Genomic DNA, 16,350 nt, shown 5'->3' with positions numbered 1-16,350 from the left:
AAATGAATAGCGATTTTCATCCCCTTACCATTTCAGATATCCACCGGGAGATCGGCGGCCAAGCCACCAGCGTTACATGTGTCGTGCCGCCTGAGCTGGGCGAAACCTTCAGCTGGCAGGCAGGGCAGCATTTGCCTTTGCGCTTTGTGATCGACGGCAAAGAGCACCGCCGGTGTTACACAATCTCCAATCCGCCCGGCGCTCCTTTGCGCATCACGGTCAAGCGGGTCCAAAACGGTGTGGTTTCGAACCATATCGCAGACAGCCTCAAGGTTGGCCACACGTTGGAGGCGATGCCGCCATTGGGCCAGTTTATGCTCCAAGCCGATCCGATGGCGCGCCGCACCCACTATTTCTTTGCTGCCGGCAGCGGTATTACGCCTCTGTTTGCTATGATCAAAGAGCTTCTGGCGCATGAACCGCATTCCGTGGCGCATCTGATTTATGGCAATAGAACCGCGGACGGTATCCTGTTTTGCGAGGAACTGGACGCGCTCGCCAACGACCACTCGGGTCGGTTCACCCTGCGTCACATGCTCTCGTCCCCGTCGATTTGGAGCTGGTTTTCCCCCTGGCGCAGTGGCCACATCGCAACAGAGGCCATCAGTGCAGCCTTTGCGGAAACCCCACCGGTCGCGCAGGACGTAAGATATTGGATCTGCGGCCCGGGTGAGATGAACAAAAATGTGCGCGACGCGTTGATGGCACTGGATGTGCCTGCAAGCCGCATTCATCTGGAGAGTTTCGGGGGCGGTGGAATACTTGCCGGTACCAATATCACCGGCATTGCGGCCACAGCTTTGGTCACCCTGAAGGGCCGTCGCCACAACATTGCTGTGCCCGCAGATCAAACTTTGCTGGAGGCGGCGCTCGCTGCTGGGCTAAAGCCTCCTTACAGCTGCCAGTCCGGGGTTTGCGGTGCCTGTAAGGCGCGGCTGACAAAGGGCAACATTCGCATGCATACGCAAATGGCTCTTACCGAAACGGACATTGCACAAGGGGACGTCCTCACCTGCCAAAGTGTTGCCCAAACCTCAAAACTGGAGATTGAGTTTCCAGGGTAGCGTGCCAGATGAGGATCTCCAATCTTGCACGACCCACAACTGCCGTTCGAGGCGATTGCAATCCCACCGGCCTGCTGTCTCAAATCAGACATTCACGCAGTGTGCGGCGCTCTCCTGCGCCGGACGACTGAATCGCGGGACAAAGCCGCCTAAACTGACCCTTGTGAGGAGACATTTGTCCCCTCTGTTATCCAACAGTGTACTTTGACGGGCAAACCTCTTGTCACGTATAAACACGGCGCGAAAATTGGCCCAAAGCGCTGAAAATCAGCAGCAAATGGCGTCTAGCCTTCAGGAGTGTACCAAATTGGAGACGAATACGCGCGCTCTGTCGTGGTCATCGGCACATCGCTGGTCATCTGGACATTAAAACGCTTGGCTTCGTAGGCCGTCCACCTAGGAGTGGGAATTTCAATCACCCGGACATAGTAAAACGCACGCTGGTTTGGGTCAAATTTCGGGTCCTGCCAGTATGTGATCAACTCTGGTGACCCGATGGTGTTGGTCCAAGTCGCATTTTCGATATCGACCGTATTGCCCACGGAAGGCAGCTTACCGTCAGCACCGGGCGTCCTATCTCCGCTCCACGCGACGTCAAAAACGTGTTCGCCACGCGTCCCATCGTCATTCAACCAACCCTTTACGACCTGCACGCGATCCAAATTTCCGCTGAACGGATCTTTTAACGCTGCAATCAGAAAGTTTGGCGCACTGGCATCCTCTCGTTTCGGGAGGTCAGCACCCATTGGGACACCCTTGGCATATCCAATGTCGGCGGGAAGGCGGGATTTGGCATCTTCATTCTTGAAGTCCCAACCCCCGAAGAACCGCAACATTATGCGAGATCCAGTTGTGCCGTATACTTCTCTCCGCTCCAGGGCGTCAAAGATGGCTTCCCGTGTATTCTCTGTCGCCCAGACACCTGCATATCCACCCGAAGCCTGCTGCCACCCGTAAATCGTGAATTCCGGGTCAGGTGCTTCGATGACGACATGCTCCCACCGATGTGGTTCAGGCTCCACGCCCGAGTGTTTGCCAAAGAAGTTTTCTTCTTCCACGGCCGCCATTCCGGTGTGCGCATCTGTTGACCCAATCTGGCCAACCTTAAATGGATTAACACCCAGCGTTTTCTCGAGCATCAGCCCAGTCTTGTAGGCCTCACGAGAGTATTCGTATTGAAGCATATCCGGTGTTTTGGCTTGCGTGCCATTCAGATTTGACCTGTCCCAGGTATCAAAATCCGCAAACTCGTCATCTGGTGAAAGAAACGGATGGGCCTCGCTATCGCCTTTGATCTGTGTGGTTTCTATCACGGGTTCAAATCGCGCACGAAGCGCCGCAAGCTCTTCCGTCAGAGGCGTGCCATCAAAGTTCGAAACGCTAAACAAACGGCCATTGCTGAGATTGCCGTTGTGAGGAATGGCGAGAACATCGCCACCAGTGTGATCTTCATAATCGGCCAAATGAGCCCAGAGGTCTTCGGGATTTTGACTGTCGAATTGCGAGTATGGAACAATTGCATTGGCCATGGCCGCGTCATCGCGGAAGATCACGTTCCGGTGGATATTGTCCCCCCCCTGCGACGTCCATTCATACCCGATGAGGGCGGAAAAGACGCCTGGTTCGTTATATTGATCTGCTAGGGCGGTGTATTCTCTCCACGCATTTTTAACCGCCTTTTGACCTTCGAAAGGCGGCGAGGGTTGGGACAGAGATGCAACAATTTCCATCGCGGTCGCAAAAACCCTGTCTGGATCATTGGTGATCAATTCATCGTACCACGCCTTGGCTTGAGGTTGAGACAGCAGATCAGGGTCACCGGCGAGAAGCTGCGGCATGAGCCCATACATTTCTGAGTGATCTGCGATAACCAACCAATCCAGAGGACGGCCGAGTTTCGCTCTCAGCCCGTGTGTGGTTGTGACCTCTTCGCCACGCGCAAAACGAAATGCTTCATCTTGGCTCATGCGTGTCATGGTGCCTGCGTCGACCGATACTGCTGTGTGCAAATGCGTGTCGCCCCACAAGACCTTTGTCGGGAAGTTCCGTCCGGCATATGGTGAAAAATTATCGGTCTGAAAATTTGCGGCCACGCCTTCTTTGTCTGGAGTGACATCCTGCACCTGAGCCAGAACACTGTTGCCGCCACAAAGTGATAGGGAAATGACGGCGGCCGGACCCCAAAGATGGGGTGTTAATAACTTTGAGACCCTCATAGATATTCCTCCATGCCGCGATTGCAATAAATGACGTTAAATAGACACTGCGCAGTCTAACATGATGTAAAACGCTTTCAAGCACTGGCAATTTCACGTCAAATAAAGGGTGAATGCCATCTCTAATTGCAGGGCTCAAATGTGTCCCAATTCACTAAGCCTCAAAATAATCACCACTGATTTGCATGCAGAGACTTTCAGTATGACCTCATAGGACCACTGTGGATATCAGTGTGTTGAAAACAGGTATCTGCTCCAAGATCGGTAAAATCCGAACTTCAGTCACGCATAAATGTTGTTAATGAATTTACCGTGGGCGCATTGCTTCTCTGAGACGGTTCAATTGAAGCTTGCCCGGCTGACTGGCCGCTTTTACCAAGTGCGTGTGTTCGGTATGGGACTGCAGCGAACTGCCGGGCTCCACGGCGCAGCTAGCTGCCAAATCTGCTTGGCCCTGACCGGCTCCGACGACCGAGTCCTGCCATTTGTCACAGTTCCCGTCGCCTCTGTGCGGCTTGCCCAACCCAATCATTCGAGTTGACGCTAGCAATTCTAGTCTGAGAATTCCGGCGGTCGAGATTTGGACGAAGCCAAAGTCATTTTCATGAAATTCATGCGGACCTTTCAGACAGGTCTAGCTGGCGGCCGCCGCAGACGGCACTTTCTCGTGCCGAGGCGGAACCCCGAATTTCCGCACGTATTCCCGGCTAAATTGGGTCGGGCTTTCATAACCGACATCATAGGCCGCCGAGGCCACCGACTTGCTGCCTCCCAGCAGCAGGCGCCGCGCCTCCATTAGCCGCAGCTCCTTTTGATATTGCAGCGGCGTGGTGGAGGTCAGCGCCTTGAAATGCTCGTGAAACGTGGACTGGCTCATGCCTGCTTCCGCAGCCAGATCTGTCACGGGCAGGGGGGACTTGTACTGTTCACGGATCATGGCAATCGCCTTGGCAATCCGGCTTGCCGGACTTTCGTGCAGCAGGAGTTGGCGAAGCATTCCGCCATGTTGGGCGCGCAGCAGGCGGAAATGGATCTCTTTCAGTACCAGGGGTGCCAGCGCCTGAACTTCCATCGGGTCATGCGCCAGCCTGAACAGCCGTCCGACCGCGTCGAACAAGGCGGCATCGCCGTCGGCAACGCTCATCGAATGAGAACCGTGATCAGGGCCTGTCAGAGTGCCGATCTCGTCATAGAGGCTCCGTACGGTTGCCAGATCCAACTGTAGCGCCAGCGAGACATAGGGTTTGTCCGGCGATGCATCCATCACGCCGGCCATTACCGGCAGGGCGTGGCTGACGATCAGCGATTTGCCCGCGCCATAGCGGACGGTGCGGTCCTCCAGATGCGCTTCCTTGGCGCCCTGCAGGACAAGGCACATGATCGGCTCATAGATCATCGCCTGAAATTCGGTCGGCTTCTCGCTGCAAAAGGCAAACAGCCCGCCCACACCAGTTTCACAGCCGGTCTCCAGCGCGTCTTGGTCGCGGACATAAGCGGCAACATCTGAAATCAGGTCCTGCGGTACCATCGGCGCTCCTCCTCTTGTGTCCGACTATAGGCAGGAAAAGGCGGGCAAAGAACCGCAAATTCCGGCTTCCCGGAGGATCAGGCAGATCATCCGGAGGATCAGGCAAGGGGAACGGCGGCCTGTGCTCTACCTAGATTGCAAGGGATAATTGGGAGCCAGAAAATGCCGCAAACCATTCTCATCACCGGAGCCTCTTCAGGGATCGGCAAGGCCACTGCCCGTCTGTTTGCCGATAATGGCTGGAACGTCGTTGCCACGATGCGCAACCCTGCGGATGCCGGGGAACTGGCGGACCGGGCAAATGTTCTGGTTGCCGCGCTGGATGTGACCCAGCCCGAAACCATTGCATACGCAGTGGACCAGGCGCTCAGCACCTATGGCCAAATTGACGTGCTGCTGAACAACGCGGGCTACGGTGCCTATGGCCCGCTGGAAGCGTTCCCGATGGAGCGGATCGAACGTCAGTTCGATACCAATGTGATCGGTCTTTTGGCCGTGACCAAAGCGGTGCTTCCGCACATGCGGGCGCAGAAATCAGGCACTATCGTCAATATCTCTTCGATCGGCGGGCAGATGACCTTTCCGCTGGGCACGCTCTATCATGGCACCAAGTTTGCTGTCGAAGGTCTGTCCGAAGCGCTCCACTATGAGCTCGAAGCCTGTGGCGTGAAGGTCAAGATTGTCGAGCCGGGCATGATCAACACCGATTTCGGCGGCCGGTCCTTTGACTTTGTCGTGGATGAAAGCATGCCCGACTACCTGCCCGTGGTCGCAGGAATGCAGGCCGCCATGGGCAGCTTTGGCGCGCAGGCCTCTGAGCCGGAGCTGGTGGCCGAGGTGATCCACACCGCCGTCACGGACGGCACATCCCAACTGCGCTACCGGGCCGGAGCAGATGCCGAGGCGCTGCTGAGCGCCCGCAAGGCGCAGGATGACGAAACGTTCATTGGTGGCATCAAGGCGGGCATGGGGCTGTAAGACGCCCTGTTCACATTTTGAAATCGGGAGGAAAAGCCATGTACACACAAGCACTTGCAGCGGGCGGATTGGCGGTCGTCACTGGCGGCACCAGTGGTGTGGGCTATGCCGCCGCCGAACGATTTGCCCAGGGTGGGTTGGGGATTGTTCTGGCTGACCTGGCGGGCGAAGCATTGGAGCAAGCAGCAGAAAAGCTGCGCAGGATCGCCCAGCCTGGCGTGCCGGTTCTGGCGGTCCCTACGGACGTCAGCGATGCAGCGTCGGTACAGGCATTGGCGGAAGCTGCTTTTGACGCTGGCAATGTCGCCGTGCTGATGAACAACGCAGGAATAGGCCGCCGCTCTGGCAGTTGGGACGAACCGGACGCCTGGCGTGCCATGATCGAGGTGAACCTCTTTGGTGTGCTGAACGGCGTGCAGGCCTTTCTGCCGCGCATGATCGCCGCCGCGCGGCCCGCTGTGGTGGTCAACACCGGCTCCAAACAGGGGATCACCACGCCGCCGGGCAATCCGGGCTACAATGTCTCCAAGGCCGGTGTGAAGGTGCTGACCGAAATGCTGGCCTATGACCTGCGCCAGTCGGCGGCACCAATCTCGGCCCATCTGTTTGTGCCGGGTTTCACCTATACCGGTATGATCGCAAGCCACATGCCGGAGAAACCCGCTGCTGCCTGGACCTCTGAGCAGGCCGTCGATTACCTGATTGGTCGCATGGAGGCGGACGATTTCTATATTCTCTGCCCGGACAACAGCGTCACACCCGAGCGCGACAAGCGTCGGGTGACCTGGGCCCTGGGCGATATTCTGGAAAACCGTCCGGCGCTGTCGCGCTGGCATCCCGATTACGCCGATGCCTTTGCCGAATTTGAACAATCCTGACATCAACGATCCAGCCTAGGAGAGATCCCATAACCATGGCACTTACACTGAAACTCAACGGCCAGACCCATCAGGTCGAAGCCGAACCAGGAACCCCGCTGTTGTGGGTGATCCGGGATAAACTGAAACTAACCGGTACCAAGTTCGGCTGCGGCGTGGCCGCCTGCGGTGCCTGCACCGTGCATATGGATGGCGAGCCTGTGCGCTCTTGCCAAACCTACGTCGAGGACGCCGAGGGCACCGAGATCACCACCATCGAAGGGCTGAACTCCAAGGCCGCACAGGCAGTGCAGGCCGCCTGGGTCGAGCTGGATGTGGTGCAATGCGGCTATTGCCAGTCGGGCCAGATCATGTCCGCCGTGGGGTTGCTGAGCGAAAACCCCAAGCCAACCGTGGAAGAGATCGACGACTATATGAACGGCAATGCCTGCCGTTGTGCCACCTACCAGCGTATTCGCGCCGCGATCCAGCACGCATCCAACACGATGGAGGCCTGATATGACCCTGAACACCTCCCGCCGCGGCTTTCTGAAATCCGCTGCAGCTGCCGCAGCTGTCCTCTATGTGGGTGCCCGCGCCGATGGCGTGCTGGCCGCAGGTTCTGCGCCTGCGCAGCTGAACCCGTTTGTGAAAATTGATGCGGACGGCACCGTCACCGCCATCGTCAAACACTTTGAGAAGGGGCAGGGCCCGGCCACCGGTCTCACCACCCTGATCGCCGAGGAGTTGGGCGTTTCGATGGAGGACATCAAGTTCGAATTCGCCCCCTCCGACCCCTCGCGCTATGCCAACCTGGCGTTCGGGCAGTTTCAGGGCACCGGCGGTTCTACCGCGATGGCCAATTCCTTCATGCAGTACCGCCAGGCCGGAGCCGCCGCGCGGGAGATGCTGATCAAGGCCGCAGCCCAAGCATGGGGAGCAGATGCCAGCGCGCTGACCATCGAAGACGGCCTCATCAAGGGTGCAGGCCAGCAAGCGCCGATTGCCGAATTCGTCAGTGCCGCCGCACAAATGGAAGCCCCGACAGAGCCGCGCCTGAAGGACCCCAGCGAATTCCGCCTGATCGGCAATGCCTCGGTCAAGCGCAAGGATTCGCCGCCAAAAACAAATGGTACAGCGAAATACGCGATGGACTTGCATCTGCCCAACCAGATGGTGGTGGTTATTGCCCGCAGCCCGCGTTTGGGCGGGTTGGCCAACGGGTTTGACGATTCGGACGCCAAAGCGGTCAAAGGTTACATCCGCGCGGCCGTTCTGCCCAACCAGGCGGGTGTCGCGATCTATGCAGAAAACACCTGGGCCGCGTTCCAGGCGCGGGATGCAATATCGGTGGATTGGGATTTGGCAAACGCCGAAAGCCGGAGTTCGGACCAGATCCGCGACCAGCTGTTGACCGCAGTGACCGCTGACCCGGAGTACAACGTCAATGGTGCCGATCAGGCCGCCACCGCGGCCCTGATAGACGGAGCAGAAAAGGTTGTTGAACAGACTTTCTACTTCCCGCTTCTGGCACATGCGCCGATGGAGCCGCTGACGTGTACGATCGAGGCCAATGAGGACGGCGGCATCACCTTGCATGATGGGGCGCAGATGCCGACCGGGCCTCATTTCGCCATGACCGAGATCTTTCAGCTGCCGATGGAAAAGATCCGCATCAACACGATGTTTGCCGGCGGCTCCTTTGGCCGTCGCGCCACGCCAACCGCCGACTATCAGGTCGAGGCGGCGTTGGCCTTTTTCATCACCGACCGTACCCGGCCAGTAAAGCTGGTCTGGTCGCGCGAGGATGACATCACCGGCGGTTATTACCGCCCTGCCGTGGCGCATCGTGTGCGTGTGGGATTGGACTCGGATGGCAATATCGCCGGCTGGGATCACCGCATCGCAGCGCAGTCGATCATGAAGGGCACCGCCTTTGAAAGCGTGGTCGTTCACAATGGCGTCGACCACAGCTCGGTCGAAGGTGTGGCGGACTCGCCGTATCAGATCCCCGGCCAGCATGTGGGCCTCACTGATGTTGCCAAGGCGACCTCCGTTCTGTGGTGGCGCTCGGTCGGTCATACCCACACGGCCTATGTGATGGAGAGCATGATGGACGAGGTCGCGCGGGCTGCGGGCCGCGATCCGGTGGCGTTCCGTCTGGCGCTGCTGGAAGGCGGCGGCAAGGACCAGCAGCGTCTGGCGGGCGTGCTGAAACTGGCTGCGGAACAGAGCAATTGGGGCCAGGCCCCCGCGGGTCGCAGCCAGGGCATCGCCGTCCACAAGAGCTTTGGCAGCTATGCGGCCGAAGTGGTGGAAATTTCCGGCAATGCGGACGACGATGTGCAAATCGAGAAGGTCACCTGCGCTATCGACTGTGGCCTTGCGGTCAACCCGGATGTCGTCAAGGCCCAGATGGAAGGCGGCATCGGCTATGGGCTGGGGCATGTGATGCGCAATGAGATCACCCTGACCGAGGGCGAAGTGGATCAGGTCAACTTCCCGGACTATGAGCCGCTGAGAATTGGCGATATCGGTGCCATCGAGGTACATATCGTGCCTTCCGCCGAAATGCCCACAGGAGTTGGCGAGCCTGGAACCCCGCCCTCGGCCCCGGCGCTGGCCAATGCCATCGCGGTCAACGGCCCGCGGGTGACGGATCTGCCGATGACATTGAACGGCGTCAGTTTCGCCTGAACCACAGCCTGCACCGGGCGAAATTTGCCCCGGTGCAGGCAATCTGACGCAGAACTATTCCCTGCTGAATGCGTGCAAACCGTTCATCAGGCACCGTCATGTTTTTTGCCCGAAGCTCTATTTTCTCGAGGTGTTGCAAACATGGTGCCCGTTGTTTCAGTCGCAGTGTTGACACGCACTTCGAACTCGTTGGTTCATGATGGAGTTGGCTGGGTGCGTGTCGGCAAGGTGAAAACCGCAATCGACCGGTTTGGGGGTGTGACTAGGGAATCGTCGCCGTGGTTCACGCCTTCCCTCTGACATCATGGATGTGAGCTCTGATGTAGATAACGTCGAGTTGTTCGCCGCAATCGTTATAAATCGCCTGGAATTCAGTTTTGTCGCGCATCATTGCGTGCAGGATGATGGCGAAGCGTCTTGCCCGTGCCGCTGTGGCCATCCCCGTTTCTCCAAGATCTCTCCAAAAGTGCGCCTTAACCCGCTTGTGCAGGGAAACGCCAAATCTGGGTGCGAATGGAGACTATTGGCCGTGATAGCCTTATTTTGAGGGGGTTTGGGAGAGTATTTTATGGAGCGGGTAACGAGAATCGAACTCGTAACTAAAGCTTGGGAAGCTGCCGTGATACCTTTTCACCATACCCGCCGCGAGGTGTTGAATAGATTGCCTGTTCCCGATTTGCAAGTCGAAGAAGACCACGGCGATCAAGAATTCCAGCGCAGAACCCATGGGTGTTTCTGGGACGCGGTTCCTGCCTGCGGGCCGAGCAGCGGTTGGTGGTAGGAGGACGGGTAGGGAGCTGGTCGAGCGGGGGCGTTTGCTTGCCGGGCGGCACCCGGAAACAGAAATATGTCCATTTTGTTTGCTTAAATTTTGAACATTGCGCAATTCGACCCAAATCCGACCCAATGTAGTTTCACAATATTGAAAGCAATTAGTCGACTTTTTGCGTCAAGTATTGTTTCATATGAATGTGTACCTTGGGGGCAATTTTCTCCCATGACGATTTTCGGTCGGTTTTACCGAAACAGACGGGTTCTGACAATTCAGCGAGGAAATTGAATGTATTGGAGATTATGCAGAAGAGCGGCTGCCTTGGTGGTTGCTTTTGGTGCCGGGATCGCTTCGGCACAAGAAATCCCGAAAATGAAAATGACGACAGAAATTCCCGAAGGCATCACGACGGCTGATAATATTCAGACCAGAGTGGGAGCCCTCAATTTCTTTGATGGGGTGCCGGACATCGAATCCGCGCAGAAGATATACAATCTTCTGGATTTCACCCATGCTTATCAGGCCTTTCTGGACGGAACAAAAATTGCGTCGATGGATGCCATCCGCAAGGGGATCCTGGAGTTTGGTCCAGCCAATACAACAGCCGTCTTGTACGAAGGGTTGATGGATTCCAAGGCGTTGTTCCTGACTGCCAATACCACGAGCGTTTATATGTTCTCCTGGCTGGAAATGGGCGATGAACCGATGGTCATCGAAACACCGCCCAATGTGCTGGGGTTCATCAACGACCACTGGTTCAAATATGTGATTGATTTCGGCAATCTGGGGCCGGACGAAGGCAAGGGCGGCAAGTTTCTGGTTTTGCCACCCGGCTATGACGGCGACGTGCCCGAAGGCTATCATGTCGCCCGCACCAATACCTATGGGAACTGGGTGATCTGGCGGGGATATCAAAAGGATGGAACCACCGATCTGGCGATCAGCCAGACCCGGGAACAGTTCCGTATCTACCCATTGTCGCAAAAGGACTCGCCGCCCGAGATGACTTTTGTGAACGCCTCGGGAAAGAACCTGAATACCATCCACCGGATGGATGTTCATATCTATGACGAGATCAACGCCGTTGTTCAGGCGGAACCCTTAATGGGGGAAAGCCCCGAATTGCTGGGCCATCTGGCGGCGATCGGGATTGTCAAAGGGCAACCGTTTGAACCCGATGAGCGGATGCAGGCCATCCTGAAAGCGGCGGCAAGCGCAGGGTCTGTCACGGTCAAGACCATCATTTCAAAACCACGCGACGAACGGTTCTATTGGTATCCGGGCGAAAGCTATTGGCTGACGGCCTTCCCGGGTGGTGCCTACACATGGGAATTGGACGGTGTGACCGTTCAGGATATCCGTGCGGCTTTCCATTTCTACGCAACCGGGATCACACCGGCGATGGCGTTGAAGAAGGTTGGAAAGGGGTCGCAATATGCGTTTACCTATCTTGATTCAAATGGCAACCCGCTGGACGGATCGAGAACGTACAAGGTGAATGTGCCTGCAAATGTCCCGGCCAAGGATTTCTGGTCATTTACCCTGTATGACAACCAGACCCGGTCCATGTTGCAGACAGATGCGCAATTCCCAGCGATTGGCAGCAATGACACCGGTGTCGTCCAGAACGACGATGGATCCTATGATATCTATTTTGCTCCCACGGCCCCTGAAGGCAAGGAGAGCAATTGGGTCCAGACCGTGCCCGGCAAGGGCTGGAATACGATCTTTCGCCTGTATGGCCCGCTGGAGCCCTGGTTCGACCAGACATGGCGTCCAGGCGATATTGAATTGGTTGAATATGCCACCAGCGGGGCGGAGTGCTCTTGTGGTGACGCTGGAAATTGAACCAAACCCTTTCTCTGCCTGACAGGCAGGGTCTGTCACAACGAATGCAGGCGGTGCCATATGCGCCGCCTGTTTTGCGTCTTGGACATGCCCTCCAAAGGGGGATGTTCCGGCCCATTGGGCGTAGGGGTGACCTGGTTCTATTGACGTTGGGGAAGTCGAGCTACGGGGCCCGCAGGTTTTTAGGCCTGCAACAATCGGTTTTTCACGCCAAAAAGCCGGGTTTCACAGAACATTGAGCGTCGGCACAGTAGTTTTTTGATACGGATTGGCTTAGTCGATATAGAACCCAAGGAATTTGTTCAGCGACGCATTATGTTTCCACTCACGTCCATGCAAATGAGTATGCTCTACGAGAGTAGAGATACTGACCAACCCTGGTTGAATCTCGAACAGGTGGTTGTGCATTTTGACCATCAGGAAGTTTGCCCACAAGCTGTGCGAACCGCATGGCAGGAGATTGCTGAACGTCATGACGCCTTGCGTCTCGTCTTTAACTGGGGGCAGGGCGAAACACCCGGGCAACGGGTTGTCGATGAATTTGCCGTGAACCTTGAATCCCTGTTCTGGCAGGACATCCCAAGAGCCGACCAACCGGAGAAATTGGAACAGTTTATCCGAGCCGACCGCACGGCAGGTGTCGATATCGGGACGAAACCGGCGTGGCGTGTCCACCTTGTACAGCTTGGCGAGGCCGGATCGGTCATGATCCTGACCGTGCATCACGCAATCGTTGACGGGCGCAGTCTCGGTCAGATTACGCGGGAATTTCTGGTGCATCTCAAAAAAGGGTCTCTGGCGGATGTACCAGCTCCGCGGGTGAGTTTTCGTTCGTTCTGTGAGGCGCTTGAGGCAGATAGTCCCTTCCACAGCGAGGCCGAAGACTATTTCAGAACATATCTGAGCGACTTTGATACGATTGGAACTCTGGAACTGCCTGATTTTGGGGAAGAAACGGCCTCCTCACAGCGCAAGACGCATTTTGATGCGACCATGAGCGAGATCACCACAAACAGGTTGAATGAGCTGGCCATCGAAACGGGGGGAACCTCTGCAAATCTTGTGCAGGCGGCGTGGGGTATCGTTTTGGCGCGCTGGCAGGGCCGGGACGAAGTTGCATTTGGTACGGTCAGGTCCGGACGTCACAGCGTTGCACATATCCAAGAAACGGTCGGGTGTTTCATCAATTCCTTGCCTTTGCGCATGCGCATGGAGCGGGATGTGACGCTGGGCGAAGTTGTGTCCAAACTGCGCGGCGATACGCTGGCCCTGCATCGTTTCGAACAAACTCCGATGGATATGTTGCGCAAATGGAGCGGCTTGCATGGGAGCCAGCCTTTGTTCCAAAGTCTGGTCATGTTCGAACGCTCTAGCCTGGAACAGATGGTTGTTGCCGACACAGATTTCAGCCCGTCACCGCGGATCGACCTGCGCGAGGAAGGCGGGTTGCCCGTGACCCTGGCGGCCTATGGTGGCTCCCGGATGAGGTTCCTTTTCGAATTCGACCCCTCGGTGATCCCAAATGGCGTCGCGCGCCGTTTGTTCGACAGCTTTTTACGGCTGTTGGACGCGATGACAAACGCACAGGCGACAACACCCATCGGCGCGCTGAAAATGTTGGCCCAAGACGAACTAACGTCTCTGATGGCGCTGGCCAGACCGGAGATTTCCGTTACGGATCAACAGACCTGCCTGGTTAGCCAGTTTAAATCCGTCGCCACAGGTTGCCCGGATGCCATTGCCATTGAAACCGCGGATCAAACCGACGTTGTCTCTTATGGCGAACTGGATCATCGCTCTGACGCGCTGGCCCATGCGCTCCGGCGCAAAGGGGTGGGTACGGGCAATGTCGTGGCGGTCCAGCTGGAACGGTCTGCGGATTTTGTTACTGCGGTGCTGGCGGTTCTAAAAACCGGTGCTGCCTTTTTGCCAGTTGACCCGTCTTATCCATCCGCCGCGCGGTCTTTCATGCTGTCGGACAGTGGCGCAGTTGCAGTTATTGCAAACGAAGGGTCGGAGACGTCTCTGCCGGTGATTGCCCCGACACAACCCGCGCCGGGTGAGCCGTTGCCCTTGCCATCGGGTGACCCGACGGACCGTGCGTATGTGATCTACACATCCGGGTCGACCGGAACCCCAAAGGGTGTTCAGGTCAGCCGGCACAACCTGTTGTCGCATATCGACGCGTTGAGCCGCGAATTCATGATGACCAAAAGCGATCGGGTTCTCCAATTCGCCAGCCTGTCGTTTGATGTCGCGCTCGAAGAGGTGTTTGTAACCTTGATGTCGGGGGCGACTCTGGTCTTGCGCTCGGATGAAATGGCGCAATCGACATCTGTCTTTGTCGACTGCTGTAACACTCTGAGGGTGACGGTTCTGAATCTGCCCACCGCGTTCTGGTCTGTCTTGACCGGGTATCTGAGCGATGGTGACAAATCCATGCCTGACAGTTTGCGCCTTGTGATCGTCGGGGGTGAACAGGTCAAACCGCAAAGCCTGACCGCCTGGCTGAAGGCGGTGCCGGACGTGCGCTGGTTGAACGGCTATGGGCCGACCGAAACCACAATTACCTGCACACTCTACGAGGCTGACACAGGGTCGGCGCAATCGGTTAGCGAAGTTCCGATCGGACGCCCCACGGCACATGCGACCACCTATATTGTAGCTGCGGATGGCAGTCTGGCACCAATGGGCGCTGTGGGTGAATTGGTGATTGGGGGGGACGCAGTTGCGACTGGCTATATCGGGCGACCAGAGGAAAATGCGCGTGGGTTTCTGGATGACCCCTTTTCCGGCCACGGGCGGATTTACAGAAGTGGCGATTTTGCCCAATGGCGCACAGATGAAAATCTAAGGTTCATTGGACGTCAGGACCGCCAACTGAAGGTACGGGGCTTTCGAATTGATCCCGCCCATGTGGAACGCGTCATAGAAACGATTGATCCGTCCTATCGCGCGCTGGTCGGCGTTTTGAACGAAAACACACCATCTGCCCGGCTGGTCGCCTGGTTTACGACCGACGACCCCGGGGAAACGCCGGATTGCTCCACGCTTGACCGTGAACTGGCCATGAGACTGCCGATGCACATGCGCCCTGAATTGGTGTTTGTACCCGAGTTCGCCAGAACTGCGGGTGGGAAAATTGACAGATCCAGTTTGCCACAACCGAACATGCCGGACCAAACACACGTCGAATCCGGTCCGCCTGCCATCGGAATGGAGGCTGACATCGCCAAGGCGATGGCGCGTGTGCTGCGACGCGAAACCATAGGCCCGGATCAAAGCTTTTATGATCTGGGTGGGCATTCGCTGTTGTCTGTGGAATTGATTGGACGGTTGGAAAAACTGGCGGGTAGGCGCCTGTCGATCACCGATTTTCAGAACAACCCGACTCCACGACAGTTGGTGAAAATCCTCAAAACCGGTAGCCTTGGGTCAAAACACATCATTCCCATTCAGCCAAATGGCAGTCGTCCGCCAGCTTTGGCCATTCATATTCTGGGTGGCAAGGAAGATTACTTTCGACCGATGTCGAAATATCTTGGCTCTGACCAACCTGTTCTGGGTGTGTCTGTTGGCTCGCTTGATGAAAACACGCCGACAGGAATTGAATTTACGGCCCGACGGTATTGCGAAGACATCAATCGGCATTTGCCGGATGTTCCTCTGTACCTGATGGCAGTTTCGCTGGGCAGTTACATGGCGTTCGAACTGGCACGGCAATTGGTCGATAGCGGTCGGGATGTGCGCCGGTTGATGTTCTTTGACGCAGCTGGTCCGGATGGACGTGACGAAGCGACAGGCTGGCGTCGGCAATTGGCCCATCTCAAAAGCGTCAGAGCTGTGGGGTTCAGCTATCCCGCTCAGTTCATGCGCGCCCGAATTTACGACATCCGCAATTTCTTTGTCGCCAAACGAATTCATCGCGCCGCCCAAACGAACGCGGGAACCAGCCCCATGACGGTGCACGAATTCATTGCGTCCAATGAGCTTGCGGTGAAGACCTATGTTCCAAGCCCGCTAAATGTTCCGATTACGATTTTCCGCTCCGAAACCAATTTTCTTGATACCCCGGTTTCGCGGGCAACAGGGCTTGGGTGGAGCTCGGTCGCGGCGGCCGGATATGAGGTAATAGACGTGCCCGGTGGTCATCTATCCATGTTTCTAGAGCCACATATTCAGGTTCTTTCCGAGTATATTCAAGAGGTTATGGAAAGAAGTTGATAGCGTGCAGAATTTTTTCGGTTGGCCAATCTGTCGCGACCAATGCGGCCTACAGCCGCCCTTGGTCCAATTTGCGACCCATCACGGCTGCTAGCCTAAACTCGACATTTGTTTGAACGCTCACTTAACCTTGCTTGTGTCGAATTCCTGTAAATCAGCCACCGGT

The 16,350-nt window shown here is 56.6% G+C and carries 10 protein-coding genes and 1 tRNA gene; 7 read left to right on the top strand and 4 right to left on the bottom strand.

All coding sequences use genetic code 11. From position 1 onward, the window contains the following. The first annotated feature begins 2 nt into the window (after positions 1–2). The gene (locus QEZ52_RS12220) at positions 3–1,064 is read left to right on the top strand and encodes a 2Fe-2S iron-sulfur cluster-binding protein (protein ID WP_406644631.1); all 1,062 of its coding nucleotides are present in this window, start codon (positions 3–5) and stop codon (positions 1,062–1,064) included. A 284-nt stretch (positions 1,065–1,348) separates the two neighbouring features. Here the strand turns inward: QEZ52_RS12220 and QEZ52_RS12215 are convergent, their stop codons facing one another. Both QEZ52_RS12215 and QEZ52_RS12210 read right to left on the bottom strand, forming a co-directional pair. Beyond that, positions 1,349–3,280, bottom strand: a complete 1,932-nt coding sequence (locus tag QEZ52_RS12215; protein WP_406644630.1) for a DUF3604 domain-containing protein — start codon at positions 3,278–3,280, stop codon at positions 1,349–1,351. Between the two features lie 634 nt (positions 3,281–3,914). Beyond that, complete coding sequence (locus tag QEZ52_RS12210) at positions 3,915–4,808, bottom strand: AraC family transcriptional regulator N-terminal domain-containing protein (RefSeq protein ID WP_406644629.1); 894 nt, start codon at positions 4,806–4,808, stop codon at positions 3,915–3,917. A 162-nt stretch (positions 4,809–4,970) separates the two neighbouring features. On the opposite strand from QEZ52_RS12210, the gene QEZ52_RS12205 reads away from it, so the two are divergent. Genes QEZ52_RS12205 through QEZ52_RS12190 form a run of 4 tightly spaced genes read left to right on the top strand, consistent with a single transcriptional unit; the run spans position 4,971 to position 9,340 of the window. Further along, the gene (locus QEZ52_RS12205; RefSeq protein ID WP_406644628.1) at positions 4,971–5,786 is read left to right on the top strand and encodes an SDR family oxidoreductase; all 816 of its coding nucleotides are present in this window, start codon (positions 4,971–4,973) and stop codon (positions 5,784–5,786) included. A gap of 38 nt (positions 5,787–5,824) precedes the next feature. Further along, on the top strand, positions 5,825–6,664 hold the full coding sequence (locus tag QEZ52_RS12200; protein ID WP_406644627.1) for an SDR family NAD(P)-dependent oxidoreductase: 840 nt from the start codon (positions 5,825–5,827) through the stop codon (positions 6,662–6,664). A gap of 35 nt (positions 6,665–6,699) precedes the next feature. Then, positions 6,700–7,161, top strand: a complete 462-nt coding sequence (locus tag QEZ52_RS12195; RefSeq protein ID WP_406644626.1) for a (2Fe-2S)-binding protein — start codon at positions 6,700–6,702, stop codon at positions 7,159–7,161. A gap of 1 nt (position 7,162) precedes the next feature. Beyond that, complete coding sequence (locus QEZ52_RS12190) at positions 7,163–9,340, top strand: molybdopterin cofactor-binding domain-containing protein (protein WP_406644625.1); 2,178 nt, start codon at positions 7,163–7,165, stop codon at positions 9,338–9,340. 283 nt (positions 9,341–9,623) lie between these two features. On the opposite strand, the gene QEZ52_RS12185 is transcribed toward QEZ52_RS12190, so the two are convergent. Both QEZ52_RS12185 and QEZ52_RS12180 read right to left on the bottom strand, forming a co-directional pair. After that, positions 9,624–9,779 carry a hypothetical protein gene (locus QEZ52_RS12185; protein WP_406644623.1) on the bottom strand — a complete coding sequence of 52 codons (156 nt, stop codon included), beginning with the start codon at positions 9,777–9,779 and terminating at the stop codon, positions 9,624–9,626. 130 nt (positions 9,780–9,909) lie between these two features. Continuing rightward, positions 9,910–9,983 (bottom strand) — tRNA-Gly (locus tag QEZ52_RS12180). 501 nt (positions 9,984–10,484) lie between these two features. On the opposite strand from QEZ52_RS12180, the gene QEZ52_RS12175 reads away from it, so the two are divergent. Then, positions 10,485–11,960 (top strand): DUF1254 domain-containing protein, encoded by a 1,476-nt coding sequence (locus QEZ52_RS12175; RefSeq protein ID WP_406644622.1) that lies wholly within the window; start codon positions 10,485–10,487, stop codon positions 11,958–11,960. A 315-nt stretch (positions 11,961–12,275) separates the two neighbouring features. Next, a complete protein-coding gene (locus tag QEZ52_RS12170; RefSeq protein WP_406644621.1) occupies positions 12,276–16,184 on the top strand; it encodes an amino acid adenylation domain-containing protein in 3,909 nt (1,302 codons plus the stop codon). Positions 16,185–16,350 lie beyond the last annotated feature (166 nt).

The organism is Aliisedimentitalea scapharcae (assembly GCF_045277565.1).
Lineage (GTDB): Bacteria > Pseudomonadota > Alphaproteobacteria > Rhodobacterales > Rhodobacteraceae > Aliisedimentitalea > Aliisedimentitalea scapharcae.
Note: the sequence above shows the minus strand (reverse complement) of the source record. Positions and strands in the feature narration are given on the sequence as shown.